This window comes from Arthrobacter oryzae (assembly GCF_037911235.1).
Taxonomy (GTDB): domain Bacteria; phylum Actinomycetota; class Actinomycetes; order Actinomycetales; family Micrococcaceae; genus Arthrobacter; species Arthrobacter oryzae_E.
Genome location: NZ_JBBLYW010000034.1, coordinates 18,807 through 41,131, shown reverse-complemented (window position 1 = coordinate 41,131; position 22,325 = coordinate 18,807). Strand labels below are relative to the sequence as shown.

Below are 22,325 nucleotides of genomic sequence, written 5' to 3'. Positions count from 1 at the left end.
CCCCTTTCATGGCCGGCCGTGCGGTCGGCGGCCGTAGACCTGCCACAGTTCACCCAGGAACACCCTGCCGAATGCAGCCAGGGCGCTCGCAGGGGCCGGGCCCGCTGCGCGGAACGTGGTCAACTGCCGGGCGAAGTCCCACGGCCGGATGTACAGCATCCCGGCCCCCGCCACGGCTTCGGAGTTTTTGTCCACATCGAGGGCGTTCGGGGGCGCGGAAGTCCCTGTATCTGGACGAAAACTCTCCGGGGGCGGGACATGTCCGCGGAGGATAGTGACGTACAGCGTGGTGGTGTCCGCCCAGACGTCGAATCCTGCGTCATTCCTGACGTCCTTGTGCCCCACGAAGGTCAGCGGGGTGCCGCCGGGATCCCGCAGCCAAAGCCGGTAGAGCATCTTCCGTCCGGTCGCGCCGGGACCTTCGCTGACGAAGAGATTGAACCAGCCGCGCTCCACCGGCAGGCGTCCACCGAACTGGTCGGCCAGCACATAACCTTCCGCAGTTGCCGGATGGAGCGGATCGCGGACGAATGCGTCAATGTCAGGGGCGGTGATGGTCAGTTCGAACATCATCCGGCGGCTGCGGTCACGGCCCAGGCTGCGGCCCTTCTCGGGATCGGGCACGCCCGGGCTGAACCACCCGTGCATCTGTTCGGTGAAGCTGACGGAAGTCGGCCCTGTTTCGGCCAGTTCGGCTTCCTCCTCGATCTCAGCTTCCTGTAGGGCCTCGCTTTCGGGAAGCACGACGGCATCTGTGGATCCGACCGAGCGCAACCCCGGCGTCCGGCTGCCGGTCCGCGGGGCAAACGTGCTTTCTTCCCGGGGCGCCTTCGCCCCTTTGGTGGCGTCCGGTACCAGGGCGCGGAGCGGGCCCGGCTGGTAGCCGGGAATCCCGCCGTCGGGCATCCCGCCGTCGACGCTTACCGGCGGAACGCCGGCGGAGTCCAGTCCTCCCCGCTTCCTGGCCCCGTCGTCGGCTCCGGCCAGGATCCGGTGGCAGGCGCGTTCGGCAAACGCGGCAATAGTCAGGGCGGGGTTGGCTCCCACCGGCCCCGGCATCGCGGCGCCGTCCACCACATACAGGCCGGGGTAGCCAAACACCTCACCGTAGGAATCACACACACCCTCGCTGCTGTTCCGCCCGGCCGGGGCGCCGCCCAGCGGATGCACCGTGATGACCCGTTTGCTCCACCAGAGCGGATTCTGCTTGAAGCTGCCGCCCAGTTCCTTCGCGATCGCCTGCATCGTGTCCTGCATCCGGCCGAAGTACGCGGCGGACGTGGCGAGGGTCCAATTGATGGCCAGCCGGCCGCCCTGCAGGGTCATCACGCCGTCCGGGATGTCCCGCCCCATGCCGAGCAGCGGAACCGACGACGCCGAGAGGCGGCCGTCGCCCAGGGCGGCGGCAAGGTCCGCGGAGATGTTGGAGCGCTGGGCGTGGAAGAGCCTGTCCTTGAGGAGTTGCACCATCACTTTGCCGGCGCGCTTGGCCACCCGTCGGAATTGTCCGGTTTCCAGCAGCCAGTTCATGAACGAGGGGTAGCCGGCGTCCTCGATGTAGTAGCCGCGGCCTTCGCCGCCGTCGGTGGAGTCGGGGGTGCGGATGGCCGTGGTGATCACCGGACCGATGCTGCCCGAGAGCGTGCGCGTGACGCCGTCGGGGTCCTTGGCGTCCAGAACGAAGCCCAGCAGGTCACCGTTTCCGCTGAACCGGGTGCCCAGCGCCGGGCTCAGCGCGGGCAGCGACGCCCGGTTGCGCAGCAGCAGGAACGTGGTGCCGAAGGTCCCGGCGGCAAGGATGAGCCGGCGGCAGTGGATCACCTGTTCGCGCAGGAGCCCGGGGGCGGCGTCGGCCGGATCGTGGACGACATAGCGGACTTCATAACCGCCCGCCGGGAGGGGACGGATGCCGCGGACGTCGTGATGGGTCCGGATGTCCGCCCCGGCAGCCTTGGCCGCGGAAACGTAGTTGTGGTCCAGGGTGTTCTTGGCTCCGGTGTTGCAGCCGATGTCACATTCCCCGGACAGCGTGCAGGTGGTGCGCACGGACCCTTCGCCGTGGACGCTTCCGTACGGCGCGGGGGGCAGCACCTGGTTCCTGGCGGGAGCGGCACCAGGAGAGGCTGAAAAGGTGACGGCGATGGGCGGCCGCGTGATGCTGAGCCCGAGGGCCCGGGCGGCGGTCTCCATGGCCAGGGTCTTCGGGGTGTCCTGGTAGGGATAGGGCACGGGCCGGAGCATGGCCTCGGCGGCTTCGTAGTACGGCTCGAGGTCCTGCCTGCTGAACGGCCAGCTTTCATAGCCGCCGCCGGGCACGGGAGATTCCTGGACGAACCACTTCTCGTCCTTGCGCAGCAGCACGTTCGCGTAGATGAGGGACCCGCCGCCCAGTCCGCTGGAGACGATTCCTTCCAGGCCGCGGAAGGTCCAGGCGTCAAAGAGGCCGTAGAGGCCTTTGTCCGGATCCCAGAAGTTCCGGCCCATCTCCGACGGTGTCCGAGCGAAACTGCCCGGCGGGTAGGCCCTGCCCCGTTCCATGAGGACCACGGACTGTCCGCCGGCCGCCAAGCGGTAGGACGCTACCGATCCGCCAAAGCCGGAACCCACCACCACGGCGTCCACCGACTCCGCGGGTTCATCGTCGCCTTGCACCACCGGTTCCACGCAATTCCCCTCGGAAGAGCCGCCCCGCCAAACGCCCCGGCCGCCACGCACCACGGGGGTCCGAAGGCGGCCACGGGACGGTCAGACGCAAACCATAGCGACATGTTCCCACTGCGGACGGGGTCTGTCCACGGACCCGGAAAGGAAGCCCGGCGCAGGAACCCGTAGGGGGAGTGCTAGACCCGGATCCGGTAACCGCGTTTCACCACGGTTTCCACCATCCGGCCGTCCGGAAGGGACGAGCGCAGCCGGCTGACGGTCATGTCCAGCGCATGCACGGAGCCGCGCAGTTCGAGCAGTTCGGAGAGTGACTCCCGGGAGAGGACCGCACCCTCGGCGCCCAGCAGGGCCCGCAGCAGGAGGAGCGGTGCCGGTGCCATTTCGACCGCTTCGCCGTCGATCCGGAGCGACCGTCCGCGGAGCTCCACATTGCCGGACCTGGTGTCCAGGCGGCGGACATGGTTCAGGGCCAGGTGTTCGCAGACCAGCCGGATCAGGGCACCCATCCGGAAGCGTTCCGGAATGAGCGGGGACAGTCCGGCGTCGAGCAGCGGCTGCGCCGTAATGGGACCCACAACGGCGGTGGTGACGGTGGTCTTCAGGGCGTCGACCAGCTGCTTGTAGAGGCCCATCTCGTGCGCTGTGCTCCACATGGCGTCGACGGCGGGTGCGCTGGTGAAGGTCAGGACGTCCAGGTTCCCGCTGCAGGCGGCCTCGATCAGCCGCGGCAGTTTGTCCTCGCCGTCGGGCTTGACCCAGCGGTACGGGGTCACGGTGAGCACGGTGGCGCCGGACATCCTGAGGCGCTCAAGCTGGCGGACGTCCGTGTAGCCGTGCAGCTGGACGGCCACGGTCTTGCCGCGGACGCCTTCCTTGAGCAGCATGTCCACCAGGGTGGCCGTCGTTTCGTCGCTGCTGATTCCGACGTCGGCAAGTCCGGCGGCGCGGACGGCACCGCGGGCCTTGGGTCCGCGGACAAACATCCGGCAGGCCGCAAGGGTCTCCAGCAGTTCGTCGCCGATTCCTGATGCGTCGGCTGCCTCGCACCAGCGGCGCATGCCATAGGCGGTGGTGGCGATGCAGAGATCGGGCCTCGCGGCGATGATGGCCCGGGTGTCGTCGATGAGCCGCATGTCCTCCTGCACCGGCGCGATCTTGAGCGCGGGCGCGTGCAGCACCTCCGCACCGCGGCGCTCCAGGGCCTCAATCAGGTCCTGGGAGCGCCGGTGCGACGTGACACCGATCCGGAACCCCTCCAGGGGTGAATCGGGGGCGTCGGCGGCAGGGGAGTCCTGCGGACCGGAGGCGGGGGCAATAGAGTTCAAGGCGCTCATGGTTTTACTTTCACGATTCCATCAGTGACGCTGCGAGGCGGTCGAGATCAGCCGCCGCCTCGGCGTGCCCGCGGTTGGCTTCAGCCACCCGCACCACCTCGCCGATGACCAGCACAGCCGGGTTAGTGCAATCGGCGGCCGCTGTGACAATCGTACCCAGCTGGGCGATGGTGGTGCGCTGGCCGGGGCGGTAGCCGCGTTCGACGACGGCCATCGGCATGTCTGCCTTCATGCCCGCCCGGCGCAGGCCGGCGGCTAGCTGGTGCAGCGTTCCGATGCCCATGAGGACCACGATGGTCCCGCCCAGCCCGGCAAGGTGCGTGAGCTCCTTTTCGGTCAGCGGGGCGTGGCCGGACACCACGGTGAACATGTGGCTGACTTCGCGGTGCGTTACCGGGATCCCGGCTGCGGCCGGAACGGAGATGGCGCTAGTGACGCCGGAAATGACCTTGACGGGTACGCCGGCAGCCACGCAGGCGGCAACCTCCTCGCCGCCGCGGCCGAACACATAAGGGTCCCCGCCCTTGAGGCGGACCACGTTGTTTCCGGCCAGCGCGCTTTGCACCATGAGCTTCTCGATGTCGCCCTGGCTGACTTTGTGGTGGCCGGGCTGCTTGCCCACGTCCACCAGCTCGGCCGAGGTCAGGGACGGCAGCTCCTGGTAAGGGGCCAGCCGGTCGTAGAAGACGACGTCCGCATCGCGCAGCGCCTTGACGGCGGCAACCGTCAGCAGCTCGCCGACGCCGGGGCCGCCGCCCACCAGCGTCACGTGGCCCACTGCTCCCGCAGCCGGTTCCACCGCAACCGGGATGCCGGTCCGGCGGCAGCGGTCCAGCAGCGCCTCCCAGCCGGGCTGGCCGTCGTCGACGGCAGCCACGAGGAACGGGCGCTCGGGCAGCGGCCCGTCATGGCTCGCACCATGCGGGGTGCTGAGGCGGGAAACGACGGCGCCGGCGGCCTCGTAGCGGCGGACCGCCTGCCGGGCGGCGTGGTCGGATCCGGTGACCAGGACTTCGCGGCCGGTGAGATCAATGCTGAGCTGCATGCCTATACCTCGTTCTTGTCGAGTTCCGGTGTGGAGGGCCGCATCGGGATGGTGGCCCCGATGAGGACTGGTTGCTGGCTGGCGCGTGTCTTTTCTTCTGCCGTGGCCGGGCGCATCTGGCCGCGCTCGTCGGAGACGAACGTGATGGAATCGTCCTTCTGGTCGGGCGCATTGACGAAGGAGCGGAACCGGCGCAGGCGCTCGGGATCCTTCAGGGTGTCTGCCCATTCGTCGACGTAGGTGTCCACGTGCTTGGCCATGGCCGCTTCGAGTTCCTCGGCGATGCCCAGGGTGTCCTTGACCACAACGTCCTCGACGTGCTTGACGCCGCCGTCGAGCTCTTCCTGCCAGCGCGCGGTGCGCTGCAGGCGGTCGGCGGTGCGGATGTAGTACATGAAGTACCGGTCGATGTACTTGATGAGCGTCTCGTCGTCGAGGTCCTTGGCCAGCAGCTGGGCGTGTGCCGGGGTGGCACCGCCGTTGCCGCCGACGTACAGGTTCCAGCCGTCAGCCGTGGCGATCACACCGACGTCCTTGCCGCGGGCCTCGGCGCATTCGCGGGCGCAGCCGGAGACACCCATCTTGAGCTTGTGCGGGCTGCGGAGGCCGCGGTAGCGGAGCTCGAGCTGGATGGCCATGGCCACCGAGTCCTGGACGCCGAAACGGCACCAGGTGGACCCGACGCAGGACTTCACCGTGCGCAGGCTCTTGCCGTAGGCCTGGCCGGATTCGAAGCCGGCGTCCACCAGTTCCTTCCAGATTTCCGGGAGCTGCTCCAGCCGGGCACCGAACATGTCGATCCGCTGTCCGCCGGTGATCTTGGTGTACAGGTTGTACTTCTCCGCCACGGCGGCGATGACGCCGAGCTTCTTCGGGGTGATTTCACCGCCGGCGATACGCGGGACCACCGAGTAGGTGCCGTCCTTCTGCATGTTGGCGAGGGCGCGGTCGTTGGTGTCCTGCAGGGTGCCGCGGCCGGCGTCCAGAACGTAGGCGCTGTTCTGGCTGGCCAGGATGTTGGCGATCGTCGGCTTGCAGATGTCGCAGCCTGCGCCGGTGCCGTACTTGGCCATGACCTCCTCGAAGGAGGTCAGTTCCAGCACGCGGATGGTCTCGAACAGCTCCTGGCGGGAGAGCTCGATGTGCTCGCACAGTGCCTTGGAAACCTCGACGCCGGACTTGGTCAGTTCGGTTTCCAGCAGCTTCTTGAGCATCGGCACACAGGAACCGCAGCTGGTTCCGGCGCGGGTGCAGCCCTTCAGCTCACCGAGCTCCTGGACGGGAGCGTTGCCGTCGCAGGCACCGCAGCCGTTGACGGTGTCGCGGATGGTTCCGGCGGACACGTTGTTGCAGGAACACAGGATGGCGTCGTCCGGCAGTTCCGTTTCCGGGGCGTCCCCGCCGCCGGCGGCGGTGAGGTAGGCGCCGGGCTCGGCGGCGAGCTCGCGGCCCAAGAGCGGGCGCAGGCTCGTGTAGGGAGTGGCGTCGCCTACGAAGATGCCGCCCAGGAGGGTCTTGGCATCGTCGGTGGTGACAATCTTCTGGTAAACGCCCCGGGCGGGGTCGGCGTAGACGATCTCCAGTGAGTGTTCGGTCCGGGCAAAGGCGTCACCGAAGCTGGCAACGTCAACGCCGGAGAGCTTGAGCTTGGTGGCTGTATCGAAGCCCGGGAAAGTTGCTTCGCCGCCGTGCAGGCGGTCCGCGACAATTTCGGCCATGGTGTTGGCGGGGGCCACGAGGCCCAGGCACATGCCGCCGAAGTTGGCCACTTCACCGATGGCCCAGATTCCGTCAACCTCCGTGGCGCAGTAGTCGTTGATGACCACGCCGCCGCGCTGGCCCAGGCTGAACAGCTGTTCCTCACCCTCGGCAGCGCGGAAGAGCTCATCGCGCGGCTTCACGCCGATGGCGACAATGACGAGGTCGGCGGGGATGATGCGGCCGTCTGCCATCAGCACGCCGGTGACCTGGCCGTCTTCGGAAAGCACCTCGGAGGGGAACACTCCGCCGTGGACGGTGAAGCCCTTTGCTTCGATCAGGCGGCCGAGCGCCTGGCCCGCGCCTTCGTCGAGCTGGGTGTTCATGAGCCAGGGGGCGCCGTTGATCACGACGGGAGTGGCGCCGAGCTGTTCGGTGCCCGCTGCCGATTCGAGGCCGAGGAGTCCGCCGCCGATGGTGACTGCGTTGATCTTGCGGCCGAGCTTTTCGGTGAGTTCGGCGATCGCCTTGTTGATCGCCCAGACGTCCTCGAGGGTGCGGTAGACGTGCACGTGCTCGGCGCCGGGGATCGGCAGGCGGGCGGCGTCTGAACCGGTGGCCACCACGAGCTCGTCGAATTCATAGGTGTTGCCTGCTGCAGTCTCCACGGACTTGGCAGCGTGGTTGATCTTGATGACGCGTTCGCCGGTCTTCAGGGCAACGGCGTCGTGGTCCCACATGGAGGCGCTGCCGAGGGTGAGGTCAACGTCGCTGTCCGTGAGCGCCTTGCTGAGGGCCACCCGGTCGTAGGGGAGGTGCGCTTCTTCGGTGAGGACGGTTACCTGCCATCCTTCAAGGCCACGGGCATGCATTGCGTCCGCAAAACGGTGGGCCGCGGGGCCGCCGCCGGCGACCACGATGCGGCGTGGTGTCTGTGTGCTTGAAGTCTGTCCGGTCACTGTGGGCCTTTCGCATGGGGCGCAGCGGTGATCTGCGACCATCTCAATCGAGGTGTCCATCCAGACTAGGTACGCGCAGTTTCGCTTCAGTTTCCCTTATGTTTCGTGAACTTAACTTCTGCATCACGAACGGATTTCCGGACAGGTGAGTTGCCTTTTACGTGCCGGACACATTGACTGCATGCCGCCGAAACACCGCAGCCCTAGTTTTGGATATGTGGCCGCGTTGGCGGTCCGGGACCCGGCAGCCGTTCTAAGAGCGCCGGGCTGCAAGCAATGCGAGAGGGGCCGGAAATGACCGCAATACTTGAACTTGAAGACCAGACCACCGGATTTGCGACGGGCTGGAACCGCGTCTGCGCCGTGGAGGAACTGGAGCTGGCGTGGGGCGAGGCCGCATTGATCGCAGGCCGCCAGGTGGCGTTGTTCCGTACCGCAGCCGCCCAGGTGTTCGCTGTGGCCCAGGAAGATCCCGCCACGGGCGCCCATGTGATGGCGCGCGGCATTGTTGGTTCACGCGGAACGCGCCAGACCATTGCGTCGCCGCTGCACAAGGAGGTCTACGACCTGGAAACCGGTGAGTGCTTCGGTACCGCCGATCTCCGCCTCCCCACGTTCCGCACCCGTGTGGTAGACGGCTACGTCGAAGTTGAGCTCTAGGCCGCACAGGCTCCCGGGCTCCTCCGGGCCGCAGCCGCTTTCGGCTACAGCCCCAGGGCCTCGCGCACATCTCCCAGGACGCCGTCGAGCGCTGCCCGTGCCGCCTGCCGCGCCTCGGGCAGTTCCGCGGCTGAGCCCACGCTTCGGATAACTTCGAGGTAGCACTTGAGTTTCGGCTCGGTGCCGCTGGGCCGGATGATCACCCGGCTGAGGTCCTTCGTGAGGTAGAGCAGGCCGTCCGTCGGCGGCAGGGTTTCACTGCCTTCGGCCAGGTCCCTGGATGTTTCGACGGCGGACCCGCCGAATGATTCCGGCGGGCTGACCCGGAGCCGGTTCATCATGGCGTCCAGCAGGCCAAGGTCCGCGACGCGGATGCTGAGCTGGTCGCTGGCATGCAGCCCGTGCACAAGGTACAGCTCGTCGAGCGTGTCGAAAATAGTCTTGCCGTCGGCCTTGGCCGCGGCCGCAAGTTCCGCGATGAGCACGGCGGCGGAGATGCCGTCCTTGTCCCGGACCAGATCCGGGGCCACACAGTATCCAAGCGCTTCCTCGTAGCCGTAGAGCAGGCCCGGAACGCGGGAAATCCATTTGAAACCGGTGAGCGTTTCCTCGTGGGCGTACCCGGCAGCAGCGGCGATCCGCGCCAGGAGCCGCGAGGACACAATCGAATTCGCGAAGATGCCGTGTGCTGCGCCTTCGGCGCCGGCGAGCCGGGCCACGATGTGCGCGCCCAGCAACGCGCCCACTTCATCGCCCCGCAGCATGCGCCATGCACCCGTGTCCGGATCCTTGGCGGCAACGGCTGCACGGTCGGCGTCGGGGTCGTTGGCCAGCACAATGTCGGCATCCACGCGGGACGCCGCTTCCAGCGCGAGGTCCAAGGCCCCGGGTTCCTCCGGGTTGGGGAAGTTCACCGTGGGGAAGTCCGGGTCCGGCCGGGCCTGTTCGGACACCAGGGTGACGTCTTCGAACCCCGCCGCCTTCAGAACGGCGACAGCGGTGTCGCCGCCCACGCCATGCATGGGGGTCAGGACGATTTTCAGGTCACGGGCCGGGAACTGTGCGGGTAGCGTCAGGGCCGCCACCGCCGCCTGGTAACCGGCGGTGATCGAGGGTTCCAGAACCGTCCAGCCAGCAGGGGCGAGGGTGATGGAGTCCAGCCCGCCCACGCGGTCGATTTCCGCGGCGATCCGGGCGTCGTAGGGCGCCACGATCTGCGCTCCGCGTCCGCTCTCCTCCACCGCATGCCTGCCGAGGTACACCTTGTAGCCGTTGTCCTGCGGAGGGTTGTGGCTGGCAGTCACCATCACGCCGCCGTCGCAATCCAGTGCCCTGACCGCGTAGGCAAGCAACGGCGTCGGGAGCGCCTCCGGCATGAGGAAGGTTTCGATGCCTGCAGCCGTGAACACGGCGGCGGTCTCCTTCGCGAAGATGTCCGAGTTATAGCGGGCGTCATAGCCGACGACGGCGCGGGGCCGGGTTCCCGGCGCCGCTTCCGCCACAGCGGCGGTCAGGAACGCGGCGAACCCGGCGGCCGCCCGCCGGACGACGACGCGGTTCATCCGGTTTGGCCCGGGGCCCAGCTCAGCGCGGAGGCCCGCGGTGCCGAACTGCAGCGTTCCGCTGAAGCTGTCCTCAAGCTGCTGGCGGGCGGCGCGAACCCCGTCGTTGGAAAGCCGGATGAGTTCTGTCAAAGCGGCGGCAGTGGCGGGATCCGGATCCTGGGCGGCCCAGTCGCGGGCATCGCTCAGCAGTTGCGGAAATTCGGCATCGGAAGACGTCATAAGAACAAAGCTATCGCCTAACGTCCCGGATGCGTTGCCCGACAAGCGCGGCCCGGAGCCTTGACATCAAATTTTCCGGACACGTAATGTCTGAAAAGTGAAGATGGGGCAGGGGGTTGAGTGGTCCTTGCACTGCTGCGTCAACATGTCCTGGACGCCCGCGGGGGAGGCCGTGAACAGTTCGAGGCTGGCGGAGCTGTACCAGCTACCCGCCGCCTACCTGAACAAGCAGCTGCAGGCGCTGGTCCGTGCCGGCATCCTTTCCTCCGTGTCAGGACCCCGCGGCGGTTTCCAGTTGGCGCGGCCCGCGGAAAAGATCACGGTGCTGGACGTCGTCCTGGCCATTGAAGGTCCGGAACCGGCATTCCGTTGCGAATCCATCCTCGCGAACACGCCTGGAGCGGACCCCGGTGAGGACTACCTCCGCAGCTGCCTGGTGTCGCAGACCATGCGGCAGGCAGAGCTGGCCTGGCGGCAGACGCTGTCCCGGCAGACCATCGCCGGCATTGCCGCCTCGGTGGAGCGGAAATTTCCCGGGTCCCGGAAGGACATCCTCAGGAAGCTGATGCCCGCCAGGTACTAGAACCCGGCGGGCGCCGCAGCAGCCCCGGGGCTGTCAGAGCTTGGCGATGATTTCCGCCAGCAGCTTCGAGATGCGCGGACCGGCGGCCTGGCCGGCTTCCAGCACTTCCCCGTGGCTCAAGGGCACCGGGCTGATCCCGGCGGCGAGGTTGGTCACCAGCGAGATGCCGAAGACCTCCATGCCGGCATGGCGGGCGGCGATGGCTTCGAGTGCCGTGGACATGCCCACCAGGTCGGCGCCGATCCGCTTGGCGTACTGGACTTCCGCCGGGGTTTCGTAGTGCGGGCCGGTGAACTGCGCGTACACGCCTTCGTCGAGGGACGGGTCGACTTCGCGGGCCAGTCCCCGGATCCGTGAGGAGTACAGATCTGTCAGGTCAACGAAGGTTGCGCCTTCCAGCGGGGAGGTGGCGGTGAGGTTTATGTGATCTTTGATGAGCACGGGCGTGCCCGGAGCCCAGTCCTCGTTGAGCCCGCCGCAGCCGTTGGTCACCACCAGGACCTTGCACCCGGCCGCCGCGGCCGTCCGGACTCCGTGCACCACGGCGCGGACGCCCTTGCCTTCGTAGTAGTGCGTCCGGGCGCCAAGCACCAGGGCCCGCTTGCCTTCAGTGGTCAGGACGGAGCGGATGGTGCCCACATGGCCCTCCACCGCCGGCGCGGAGAAGCCGGGGACCTCGTCCGCGGAGAGCGTGGCCGTGGTCTCGCCGATCAGGTCAGCGGCGTCGCCCCAGCCTGAACCGAGCACCAGGGCGACGTCGTGGCTGTCCACGCCCGTCTCCTGGGCGATATAGTCGGCGGCCGCGCGTGCGGCGTCAAAAGGGTCCGTGTTCAGGAATTCTGTATTACTCACTGGTACAAGCTATCGTGCCCGCCGTGCCGTGCCCAGCAGTGGCACAGCTCCCTTTTATTGGTGTGCGGCGGCGGATGGGTAGAGAATGGATCTTTGTGACTACGCATCCGGATTTCAGCTCACCTCGCATCGCAATACTCGGCGGAGGGCCCGGCGGCTACGAAGCCGCCATGGTGGCCGCCTCACTGGGGGCGCAAGTCACCATCGTCGAACGGGCGGGCCTGGGCGGCTCGGCGGTGCTCACCGACGTCGTACCTTCCAAAACCCTGATCGCGACGGCGGACCTGATGACCCGCGTCGGTGAGGCAGGGGAGCTGGGAGTGAAGTTCGACGTCGACGGCGGCGATTTCGCCCCGGTGATGCGGGCGGACCTGAAGCACATCAACGACCGGCTGCTCACTCTCGCGCGGAAGCAGTCCGAGGACATCCGGGCAGGACTGGAACACCAGGGTGTGCGCATCCTGATCGGGTCCGGCAGGCTGCTGGACAGCCACACCATCGAGGTCCTCACCGCGGACGGCACCGAAACGGTGGAAGCGGACACCATCCTGCTCGCCGTGGGCGCCCACCCGCGTGAACTTCCCACTGCGCGGCCTGACGGCGACCGGATCCTGAACTGGGCTCAGATCTACAACATGGACGAGCTCCCCGAGGAGCTCATTGTGGTGGGTTCCGGTGTCACCGGTGCCGAATTTGCCTCTGCGTACAACGGCCTGGGCTCCAAGGTCACCCTGATTTCCAGCCGCGACCGCGTGCTGCCGGGCTCGGACACCGATGCCGCGGAGGTCCTGGAGGGCGTCTTTGAACGCCGCGGCGTGAAGGTGCTCTCCCGTTCCCGCGCGGAAACGGTGGAGCGGACGGAGGCCGGCGTTGTGGTCACCCTGGGTGACGGCTCCAAGGTCACCGGCAGCCACTGCCTGGTCTGTGTGGGCTCCATCCCCAACACGGCCGGGATCGGCCTGGAGGAAGCCGGGGTGGCACTCACGGAGAGCGGCCACATCAAAGTGGACGGCGTCTCCCGCACCACGGCGCCGAACATCTACGCCGCCGGCGACTGCACCGGCGTCCTGGCCCTCGCGTCCGTCGCCGCCATGCAGGGCCGCATCGCGGTGGCCCACTTCATGGGCGACACCGTGACCCCGCTGAAGCTGCACCAGGTGGCGTCCAACATCTTCACGTCGCCCGAGATCGCATCAGTCGGCGTGTCCGAGTCCGAGATCGACTCGGGCAAGTACCAGGGCGACGTGGTGAAGCTGTCGCTGCGCAGCAATGCGCGAGCGAAGATGCGCAACCACCGGGACGGCTTCATCAAGATCTTCGCCCGCAAGGGCTCCGGCACCGTGATCGGCGGGGTGGTGGTGGGCCCGAACGCGTCCGAGCTGATTTTCGCGATTTCCATCGCGGTCACCCACAAACTGCACGTCGACGACGTCGCCAGCACCTTCACGGTGTACCCGTCACTGAGCGGTTCCATCTCGGAAGCGGCGCGGCGCCTGCACGTGCACATGTAAACGTCAGGCGGGCGCGGCCCGGAGGTGATCCGTGGACTGGGCGGTGCGGGTCATCCGGGCTGCAACGAGATACAGCAGACCGGTGATCAGCGGGATCACGCTGATGGCGGACAGGGACACCACTCCGGCGAGGCTCCCCAGGGCTGACAAGGCAATCGGGCCAAAGCCGGCCGCCAGCAGGAGCCAGCCCGCAACGGCCGTCCGTTTGAGGCCCAGCACGGCTGCCGGAAAGGCGACGACGAGGACCGCCACGGCCCGGACCGGGCCGTTGGCGTTCTCGAAGGTGCGCCACGACGCCGAATCCACGGCGAACCATATGCCCGCCACCACCAGCAACGCGGTCAGCACCGTCAGTACAGGGACGGCCCACGAGGGACGTAGCCAGGCGAGTGCGGCGAGTCCGGCCAGCGGCACAGCCCAGGATGCAACCAGTGCGATTCCCTCGCTGCCCCCGGGGTCGGCCAGGGCGTAGCCGCTGATGAACAGGCCTGCGAGGACCGTAAAGGCCGCCATGATGGCCGTTGCCGTCCAGATCAAGGCCCTTGCCCGGGCGGAGCGGTCCAGCTTCCGTAGGGTGACGATTGCCATCACGGCGGCAACGACGAGGAGTGCGGCTGCAGCCAGGAAGATCGTGACGGCGAACATGGCAACCCTCCCTCGGATCCGCGGCCTCTAGAATCCATGAGACGCCATCCGAACGGGCGGGGCAAGGGGGCCAAAGTCCCTTGGTAGCCTTGGCCCGGCCTCCCTAGCGGATGACGGCCAGAATGGATTTGAGGGCGTCCTCCGGCACGGCACCAGGAATGTTGCCGAGAGAGGCGTTGTAGATATGGCTGCCGGTGCAGACCTGGGCTTCATGGACACCGGCTTGCTCCGTGGCGGTCCAGGCGGACCACCCCCGTTCGCGGGCAAGGGCTTCGACCTTCGTCACTCCGGGGGCCAGCTCACTGTACTTGCAGCTGGCCGCCAGCAACGCCTGCATCTCACTGGCAACAGATAAATCGGTGAAGGTCAGCACGGCAAAGGGTCCTGTTTCGTCCCCGGTCTCGGAATAGGCGCAGCCGCTCGAGTCCGGGGACGCCGGAAGGTGTCCCGGAGGTTCATGGCGCGGCAGCCCCGGAAAGCGTGCCAGGTACACCGCTCCGGCCGCGCAGAAGTCCGGCACCGGCTGCCCTGAGGAAGGAAGCTCGGCCGGGGGATCGGGAAGGGGGCCTGACGTTTCCGGCGACGTGGAAACGGTGGCGGTAGGCTGCTGGATAACTTGCTCTGTGCCGGACGCGACCGGTCCCGCCACAGGGGCTGCGCAGCCCGAAGCCAACAGTGTCACTGCAGCAGCCAGAACGCCCCACACAGCCTGAACCACTGCGCCCCCCACGTCGATGATGGTTCAGGCTAGCAGGCGGGGACGCCGGAGCGGCAGGGGCCCTGGCCGGGATCCCTGCCGCTTCACTTCACGTCAGGCGGCTGCTGCCGCCTGGAAGTGTTTTTCGATGATGTCCTTGATGTCGGAGTGGCAGCCGCCGCAACCGGTGCCGGCGCGGGTGGCGCCGGATACCTCGGCCACGGTGGAGCAACCGTCAACAACGGCGTCCTGGATCTTGGTTCCGCTGACGCCGGCGCACCGGCACACGGTGCGCGCGGGGTCGCTGTTGCCCGGGGAAGCCAGCTGGTCCGGCCCGTCCAGGCGCAGCAGCAGCGACCGGTCGGCGGGGAGTTCGTCGCCGCGCTCAAAGAGGGACACAAGTTCGGCTGCGGTGCGCGGCATGCCCACGGCCACGAGGCCTTCCAGGACTCCGCCGCGCGTGGTCATCTTGACGTAGCGGCCGTGTTCCGGGTCCGCCCACTGCGCAATCTGCAGGCGCGGGCGGCCGTTCACGGCACCGGCCGTCAGGACCTCGTCGTCCCATGGCTCGGGGGCGTTGTCGCCGGCCACGGCCATGTTCAAGCCGCGGGCCTTGAGGACAATGACGCCCGGTTTCTCCATTGGCAGCTCGGGCAATGAGTTGGCAACCGCTGCGGAAGCGGCCTCGCCGCCTTCGCCGGACCCGTGTGCGGACCCCTGTGCTGATCCCTCGGCGAGCAACGTGAGGTACTCGGCGAGCCACTCCGCCTGGCGCCAGCCCGGACCCACCAGTCCGGACGGGCCGGGGGCGGTGCGGCACTCGCTGCAGGACGGATCAGGGCAGCGGACTTCGGCGCAGTCGCCGATCGCGAAAATGTGGGGCTCGTGGTGAGCCCGCAGCTTGTGGTCCACCAGGATGCCCGTTGCCGTGGACAGTCCGCAGCCTTCGGCCAGTTCCACGCGCGGACGGACGCCGCAGGACAGGACCAGCAGGTCGCCGTCGATCGCTGAACCGTCATCGAGCAGCAGGGCGGAGAAACCGCCGTCGGGAGCGTTGTGTTCCACTCCGGTGGAGCGCGCATTGCCGGCCATGCGGACGCCGCAGTTCCGCAGGCTGGCGGCCAGCACAGCGCCGCCGCCGCGGTCGATGTTCCGGCCCAGCGGGTGCGGTCCGTTGTGGACCACGGTCACCGTGGCACCCTCTTCGGCTGCAGCCAGGGCCGTCTCGAGTCCCAGGACGCCACCGCCCAGCACCACCACGCGCTTGCCGCCGGAAACAGCCTGGCGGAGAACCTCGGCGTCGCGAAGATCGCGCAGCGCGGTCACGCCGGCGGGCAGCACCGGGTGCGCCGGATCCGGGTTGAGGCCGGTGAGGTTGGGGATCACCGGCCGTGAACCCGTGGCGAACACCAGCCGGTCATAGTGCGGGGTGCTGCCGTCGGTGAGGATCACCTGCTGGCGGGCGCGGTCAACCCGGCGGACGCGGACCCCGAGCCGGACATCCACGCCGTCGGCGATCAGCGCGGCGGCGTCGGACAGTGCCAGCGCCCCGGCAGTGGTGCGCCCGACGCCAAGGTCGGCCACCAGCACGCGGTTGTACGCGGCGTCTGCCTCCTCGCCGATTACTGTCAGGCGGGCGAGCCCGCCGCGCACTGCGGGCAGCAGCTCGTCGATCAGCCGTGCGGCAACCGGACCAAAGCCAACAATTACAATCTGCTCACTCATGAGGCCTCCGATGTCTGAAGAACGCTGTGCTGAAGTCCGTTTGCGGCCACCCGGACCCACACCTTGTTGAATTTGAATTCGGGCATCCCCGAGATGGGATCGGTGGCGGCCTCCGTCAGGCGGTTGGCGCTTTCGAGCTCCGGGAAGTGGAACGGCAGGAAAACAGTTTCGGGACGGATCGCCGTGCTGAGCTCAGCCCGGCAGAGCACCTCGCCGCGCTCGTTGGCCACGGACACGAACGAGCCGTCGGTGATGCCCATCGACGCCGCGGCAGCGGGGTGGATCTGCATCTTTGCTTCCGGCTGGGACTCCAGCAGCTCGGACACCCGGCGGGTCTGCGACCCGGACTGGTAGTGCTCCAGGAGGCGGCCGGTAATCAGGGTCATGGTTTTAGCGTCCGAGTCAGGATTTGCTGCCGGAGCACGACGGCGGCGGGGCGCCACCGGGGTCATGACCGCCTTGCCGTCGGCGTGGGCAAAGCCGTCCAGGAACAGCCGCGGGGTGCCTGTGCTGCCGGCGGGGTAGGGCCAGTAGGCGGCCTCGCCGCGGTCCAGCATGTCGTAGTCGATGCCCGAGTAGTCGGCGAGGCCGCCGGCAGAGGCCAGGCGCAGTTCCTCGAACACCGTCTCGGGATCCTCGCTGTACGTGGACGGAGCGTCGAGCGCTTCGGCGATCCGGGCCATGATCCAGAGCTCACTGCGCGCCCCGGCCGGCGGCTGCAGGGCGCGGCGGCGGCGCAGGACGCGACCCTCGAGGTTGGTCAGGGTGCCTTCCTCCTCAGCCCATTGGAGGACCGGCAGGATCAGGTCGGCTTCGGCGGCTGTCTCGGAGACGAAGAAGTCGCAGACCACCAGGAAGTCCAGGCTGCGCAGGCCCGCAATGACCGCGTTGGCATCGGGGGAGGCCACCGCGATGTTGGAGGCGTGCACGAAGAGGCAGCGGACGCCGTCGGGCTGTCCGAGGGACTTCAGGAGCTGGACGGCGGGGAGGCCGGGGCCGGGAATCAGCGATTCCGGCACGCCCCATACCTTGGCCACATGCGCCCGGGCGGCGGGGTCCGTGATCTTGCGGTAGCCGGGGAGCTGATCGGCTTTCTGGCCGTGCTCCCGGCCGCCCTGGCCGTTGCCCTGTCCGGTGAGGGTGCCGTAGCCGCTGCGGGCAGAACCTGGCAGGCCCAGCAGCAGGCTGAGGTTGATGGCAGCGGTGGCGGTGTCCGTTCCGTCCACGTGCTGCTCCACGCCGCGGCCGGTCAGGATGTAGCTTCCGCCCTGGGTGGCGCCGTGAGCAAGCCTGCGGGCCGTCTCGCGGATCAGGTCCGCCGGCACTCCGGTCAGGGACTGGACGCGCTCGGGCCAGAACGCGTTGACGCTGCGGACCAGGGCTTCGAAGCCGCTGGTGCGCGCCTGGATGAAGCCGGTGTCCGCCAGGCCTTCGTGGATCACCACGTGGGAGAGGCCCAGGAGGAGGATGAGGTCGGTGCCCGGCAGGGGCTGGAGGTGCAGGCCGCCGCCGTCGGACGTGAACGCCGCCGTGGCGGAACGGCGCGGGTCCACCACAATCAGGCCGCCGGCGTCGCGGGCTCCCTGGAGGTGCTGCACGAAGGGCGGCATTGTCTCGGCGACGTTGGAGCCGAGCATCAGGATGGTACTGGCGCCGTCGAGGTCTTCGAGCGGGAACGGCAGGCCGCGGTCAACGCCGAAGGCCCGCATGCCGGCGGCGGCTGCGGAGGACATGCAGAACCGGCCGTTGTAGTCGATCCGGGAGGTGCCGAGGGCCAGGCGGGCGAACTTGCCCAGCATGTAGGCCTTCTCGTTCGTCAGGCCGCCGCCGCCGAATACGCCGACGGCGTCCGCACCGTAACGGGCGCGGGTGTCCTTCACTGCTGCGATGATGAGCTTCAGGGCGTCATCCCAGCTGACGGGGCGGTGGACGCCGTCGGAGCCTTTCAGCATGGGCTCAGTGACGCGTCCGGGGTGGTTCAGCAGCGACGCGGACGTCCAGCCCTTGCGGCAGAGTCCGCCGCGGTTGGTGGGAAAATCCCGTCCGGAGACTTCCAGGGCGGGAGCAGCTGCGGCAGGCACAGCAGTCACTGCCGCCGCGGATGGAGCAGGCACGGGGTCTGACCCCGGCTTGACAGCCGGGGTCAGAGCCGCTGGGGACGTCAGCGTCATGGCGCACTGCAGGGCGCAGTAGGGGCAGTGCGTGTCGGCGCTTGTGGTCATGTTAGACGTGTCCCATCGCATTTCGGTTGGCATTGCGGATGTAGCAGGCCCAGCAGACCACCAGCATCAGGACATACGCCCCGACGAAGCCGTAGAAAGCGGGGGTGTATGAACCGCTGGCCGTGTTGGAGGCGTTCAGCACCTGCGGGATAACGAATCCGCCGTAGGCGCCGATTGCCGAGATCAGGCCCAGGGCCGAGGAAGCCAGGCGCTGGGTTGCCACCGAGCTGGCGCCGTTGCGGGCTGCACGGCTGTTGGTGGCGAAGATGATGGGGATCATCCGGTAGGTGGCGCCGTTTCCGAAGCCGCTTGCCGTGAAGAGCATGAGGAAGAGCACCAGGAAGAGCCAGAAGTTCTTCAGCGGCAGGGTCCAGATCATGGTCAGCGTGATGACGGCCATGGAGGCGAAGGCGGCAACGGTCATGCGGGCGCCGCCCATCCGGTCCGCCATGCGTCCGCCGTAGGGGCGGGCCAGCGAACCCACCAGCGGGCCAAGGAAGGCGAGGGACAGTGCCACGGTGCCCACCCCGATGGAGGAGAAAGCGGGGAAGTAGTCCTTGATCAGCTTGGGGAACACCCCGGCGAAGCCGATGAACGAACCGAAGGTGCCGATGTACAGCAGCGCCATGATCCACAGGTGCGGTTCCTTGAGCGCTGCGATCGAGCCTGCCACGTCACCCTTGGCGCTGGTGAGGTTGTCCATGTACTTGTAGGCACCGAAGGCGGCGATAAGGATGAAGGGGACCCACATCCAGCCGGCCATGGGCAGGTTGACGGTGCCGACGGCGAGGAGGGTGATCACAATCGGGACGGCGAGCTGTGCGACGGCGGCACCCATGTTGCCGCCGGCGGCGTTCAGGCCCAGGGCCCAGCCCTTTTCGCGGGCCGGGTAGAAGAACGTGATGTTGGCCATGGAGCTTGCGAAGTTGCCGCCGCCGAAGCCGGCCAGGGCAGCTACCAAGAGCATGACGCCGAACGGTGTCTCCGGGTTGGAGACACACAGCGCCAGTCCAATAGAGGGGATGAGCAGCAGCAGGGCCGACACGATGGTCCAGTTGCGGCCGCCGAACTTCGGGACCATGAACGTGTAGGGGATGCGGAGGGTGGCACCCACCAGGCTGGGCATGGAGATCAGCCAGAAGATTTCAGACGTGGTGAACGTAAAGCCTGCCGCCGGGAGCTGGACCACCACGATGGACCATAGCTGCCAGACGACAAAGCCGAGGAATTCGGCGAAGATGGACCAGTTCAGGTTGCGCCGGGCGATGGATCGGCCCTGGGTCTCCCACTGCTCCTTGTTCTCGGCATCCCAGTTGGCGATCCAGCGGCCGGGGCGGACTTCAAGGGCGGGGGCGTGAACGGTGCGGGTAGTGCCGGGCTGTGCGCCGGCCTCTGCCGTGCGGTCAACAGTCACGGTGTACCTCCTTCGGGGGTTTGTTGTTCTTCAAAGGTAGGGATCGCGCGTTTCGTGAAGCGTCGCCGATTGTTAACGTGCTGTGAAGTTTGCCTATCGGGGCATTTGTGACGGTGTGAGGCGCCTGTGGTGAGACAAATCGAAAAGTCCGCATAGTGGACCCTTTGTCCAGTCGTTGGACGGCCGGAACTATTATTGAGAGATACGTATCCCTTAGCCGGGCAGTCTTTTGGGGCACCCGCCCGGCTTCTCACGAAAGCGTTACTACATGTCATCCACTGCAACCTCACCGCAGCCGGGGTCAGCCAAGCAGGTTAACTCGCGCGGGCGCGTGATCGTCGCCAGCCTCATCGGTACCACCGTTGAGTTCTACGACTTCTACGTCTACGCCACTGCCGCTGTGCTCGTATTCCCCAAGCTGTTCTTCCCCGGACAGAACGAGACCACCCAGCTGCTGAGCTCCTTCGCCGTGTTCGGCGTCGCATTCATCGCCCGACCCCTCGGCTCAATTGTCTTCGGCCACTTCGGAGACAAGTTCGGCCGCAAGGGGACCCTGGTGGCTTCGCTGCTGACCATGGGTATCGCCACGTTCCTGATCGGTTGCCTCCCCACGGCCCTGGTTCCGGGCTGGGGCTTCTGGGCTCCGGCCCTGCTGGTAGTCATGCGTTTCGCCCAGGGCCTTGCCCTCGGCGGGGAGTGGAGCGGTGCAGCCCTCCTGGCCACCGAGAACGCCCCCGCCAACAAGCGCGCCATCTACGGCACGTTCCCGCAGCTGGGTGCGCCCATCGGCTTCATCATCGCCAACGTGATCTTCCTGGTAGCCAGCTACACGCTGTCGCCGCAGGCATTCGAGGCTTGGGGTTGGCGTGTTCCGTTCCTGCTCAGCGCCGTCATGGTGATCATCGGACTCTACGTCCGCCTCAAGCTCATTGAAACGCCCGCCTTCACCAAGGTGCTGGAAAGCAACGAGGTTGCCAAGCTCCCGCTGGCCCGCGTCTTCAAGACCAGCTGGCGCCCGCTCATCCTTGGCACGTTCATCATGCTGGCCACGTACGTGCTCTTCTACCTGATGACCACGTTCACGCTGACCTACGGCACACGTCCCGCTACGCTGGACGCCGCCAAGGCGGCCGCCGAGAAGGCCGGGAAGCCGATGTCCGAGGCTGCAGCCGCCGCGTTCGTCCCCGGACTGGGCTACACGCGCAACGACTTCCTCTGGATGCTGATTGCCGGCGTCGTGTTCTTCGGCATCTTCACCCTCGTCTCCGGACCGCTGGCAGAAAAGTACGGCCGCCGCAAAATGCTGCTGGCCGTGACCGGCGGAATTTTCGTCTTCGGCCTGCTGTTCGTCCCGCTGTTCAGCGGCGGCTTCGTGGGCACCATGGGCCTGCTGATCCTCGGCTTCTCCCTGATGGGGCTCACGTTCGGACCGATGGGTGCGCTGCTGCCTGAGCTGTTCCCCACGAACGTCCGGTACACCGGCTCCGCCGTCAGCTACAACGTCTCCAGCATCCTGGGCGCAGCGGTGGCACCGTTTATCGCCGTCGCGCTCTGGGAGCAGGCTGATGGCAGCCCCGTCCTGGTGGGAATCTACCTGACCTCCATGGCGGTGCTGACCCTCATTGCGCTGTTCATGAGCAAGGAAACCCGGGACCTGGACTACGAGAACAACGTAGCCTGACCGCATTCCGCCCCCGCAAAACATGCCCGGTACCCCTTCGCGGGGTGCCGGGCATGTTTCGTTGGGCGCTCCTACCTTGCGTAGCGCTCCACGAAGTTGCCGAGGATCTTCATCGGTTCCGTGGCGGTGAACTGCCGGGCGTTCTCCATGAGCGTTTCGGCCGATTCCGGCGGGAAGTAGCCGGCATGGCGGTAGATGTCGATCCTGGTGATCAGCCCGTCGGCGTCGAGTTCGGGATGGAACTGCGTGGCGTACAGGTTGGCCTTGATCCGGAACATGTGCACGGGGCAGGCCGCGGAGCTGGCCAGGAGCACGGCGTGGGAGGGCAGGACGGTGCAGGCCTCTTTGTGGCCGGTGAAGGCCGTGAAGCTTTCCGGCAGTCCGCGTAGGAGGGGGTCCTGCAGGCCGTCCGCCGTCAGCTTGATGGTGGTGCCGCCCAGCCCCTCACCGTAGGTCCGGTCGATGACGGCGCCTTGGTGCAGGCCCAGCGTGCCGACCCCGTAGCAGGCCCCGAGGAACGGGTAATCCGCCGGCACAATGCGGTCCAGCAGCAGGCGCAGCTCACGTTCCACCCGGTGCTGGGCTGCGCTTTTGTGATCCGCCGGGTCGCTGGAGGTGAAGGGGCTGCCGCCCACAATCACGCCGGAGTAGTCGGACAGGTCCAGCTCCGGCAGGGGACCGGCTTCCATCCGGATGCGCCGGAGCTGTGCGGGCTCGAGTCCGCCATAGCGCAGGTAGGCCTCGTATTCCTCCTCTGCCGCCTTGTCCTCGGCACGCGATGCAAGCAGTAGAAATGGCTTCACAGGCTAAGTGTGCATGGAGCCGCCCCCCGGGCGCCAAGGGCGCGCCGG

16 protein-coding genes are annotated in these 22,325 nt (G+C 67.5%); 4 read left to right on the top strand and 12 right to left on the bottom strand.

Annotated elements, in window-relative coordinates:
• Positions 1-6: 6 nt before the first annotated feature.
• From WMN78_RS10135 to nirB, 4 genes are all read right to left on the bottom strand, one after another.
• Positions 7-2,652, bottom strand: a complete 2,646-nt coding sequence (locus tag WMN78_RS10135) for a GMC family oxidoreductase (RefSeq protein WP_340533622.1) — start codon at positions 2,650-2,652, stop codon at positions 7-9.
• A 188-nt stretch (positions 2,653-2,840) separates the two neighbouring features.
• Positions 2,841-3,998: a uroporphyrinogen-III synthase gene (locus WMN78_RS10130; RefSeq protein ID WP_340533621.1), complete on the bottom strand. Its 1,158-nt coding sequence runs from the start codon at positions 3,996-3,998 to the stop codon at positions 2,841-2,843.
• Between the two features lie 10 nt (positions 3,999-4,008).
• Positions 4,009-5,043, bottom strand: coding sequence for a uroporphyrinogen-III C-methyltransferase (gene cobA, locus WMN78_RS10125; RefSeq protein ID WP_340533620.1), 1,035 nt, complete (start codon positions 5,041-5,043; stop codon positions 4,009-4,011).
• 2 nt (positions 5,044-5,045) lie between these two features.
• A complete protein-coding gene (gene nirB, locus WMN78_RS10120; RefSeq protein ID WP_340533619.1) occupies positions 5,046-7,700 on the bottom strand; it encodes a nitrite reductase large subunit NirB in 2,655 nt (884 codons plus the stop codon).
• A 294-nt stretch (positions 7,701-7,994) separates the two neighbouring features.
• Here nirB and nirD point away from each other — a divergent pair, with 294 nt between their 5' ends.
• Positions 7,995-8,360 (top strand): nitrite reductase small subunit NirD, encoded by a 366-nt coding sequence (gene nirD, locus WMN78_RS10115; RefSeq protein ID WP_340533618.1) that lies wholly within the window; start codon positions 7,995-7,997, stop codon positions 8,358-8,360.
• A 44-nt stretch (positions 8,361-8,404) separates the two neighbouring features.
• On the opposite strand, the gene WMN78_RS10110 is transcribed toward nirD, so the two are convergent.
• Positions 8,405-10,144, bottom strand: a complete 1,740-nt coding sequence (locus WMN78_RS10110) for a phospho-sugar mutase (RefSeq protein ID WP_340533617.1) — start codon at positions 10,142-10,144, stop codon at positions 8,405-8,407.
• A 103-nt stretch (positions 10,145-10,247) separates the two neighbouring features.
• Here WMN78_RS10110 and WMN78_RS10105 point away from each other — a divergent pair, with 103 nt between their 5' ends.
• A complete protein-coding gene (locus WMN78_RS10105) occupies positions 10,248-10,727 on the top strand; it encodes an Rrf2 family transcriptional regulator (protein WP_340533679.1) in 480 nt (159 codons plus the stop codon).
• 33 nt (positions 10,728-10,760) lie between these two features.
• Here WMN78_RS10105 and WMN78_RS10100 read toward each other — a convergent pair whose 3' ends face one another.
• Positions 10,761-11,579 (bottom strand): purine-nucleoside phosphorylase, encoded by an 819-nt coding sequence (locus WMN78_RS10100; RefSeq protein WP_340533616.1) that lies wholly within the window; start codon positions 11,577-11,579, stop codon positions 10,761-10,763.
• Positions 11,580-11,674: 95 nt separating this feature from the next.
• Here WMN78_RS10100 and WMN78_RS10095 point away from each other — a divergent pair, with 95 nt between their 5' ends.
• Complete coding sequence (locus tag WMN78_RS10095; protein ID WP_340533615.1) at positions 11,675-13,090, top strand: NAD(P)H-quinone dehydrogenase; 1,416 nt, start codon at positions 11,675-11,677, stop codon at positions 13,088-13,090.
• A 3-nt stretch (positions 13,091-13,093) separates the two neighbouring features.
• Here WMN78_RS10095 and WMN78_RS10090 read toward each other — a convergent pair whose 3' ends face one another.
• From WMN78_RS10090 to WMN78_RS10070, 5 genes are all read right to left on the bottom strand, one after another.
• Positions 13,094-13,735 carry a hypothetical protein gene (locus WMN78_RS10090; protein ID WP_340533614.1) on the bottom strand — a complete coding sequence of 214 codons (642 nt, stop codon included), beginning with the start codon at positions 13,733-13,735 and terminating at the stop codon, positions 13,094-13,096.
• A gap of 103 nt (positions 13,736-13,838) precedes the next feature.
• Positions 13,839-14,465, bottom strand: coding sequence for a hypothetical protein (locus tag WMN78_RS10085; RefSeq protein ID WP_340533613.1), 627 nt, complete (start codon positions 14,463-14,465; stop codon positions 13,839-13,841).
• Between the two features lie 81 nt (positions 14,466-14,546).
• Complete coding sequence (locus WMN78_RS10080; RefSeq protein ID WP_340533612.1) at positions 14,547-16,157, bottom strand: FAD-dependent oxidoreductase; 1,611 nt, start codon at positions 16,155-16,157, stop codon at positions 14,547-14,549.
• Positions 16,154-18,379, bottom strand: a complete 2,226-nt coding sequence (locus WMN78_RS10075; protein ID WP_340533611.1) for a molybdopterin oxidoreductase family protein — start codon at positions 18,377-18,379, stop codon at positions 16,154-16,156. The genes WMN78_RS10080 and WMN78_RS10075 overlap by 4 nt, the downstream gene beginning before the upstream one ends.
• 1 nt (position 18,380) lies before the next feature.
• Positions 18,381-19,793 (bottom strand): MFS transporter, encoded by a 1,413-nt coding sequence (locus WMN78_RS10070; RefSeq protein WP_340533610.1) that lies wholly within the window; start codon positions 19,791-19,793, stop codon positions 18,381-18,383.
• 268 nt (positions 19,794-20,061) lie between these two features.
• Between WMN78_RS10070 and WMN78_RS10065 the strand changes: the two genes are divergently transcribed.
• Entirely contained in the window at positions 20,062-21,474 is a 1,413-nt protein-coding gene (locus WMN78_RS10065; protein WP_340533609.1) for an MFS transporter, read from the top strand.
• A 71-nt stretch (positions 21,475-21,545) separates the two neighbouring features.
• Here the strand turns inward: WMN78_RS10065 and WMN78_RS10060 are convergent, their stop codons facing one another.
• Entirely contained in the window at positions 21,546-22,277 is a 732-nt protein-coding gene (locus tag WMN78_RS10060) for a glutamine amidotransferase (protein WP_340533608.1), read from the bottom strand.
• Positions 22,278-22,325 lie beyond the last annotated feature (48 nt).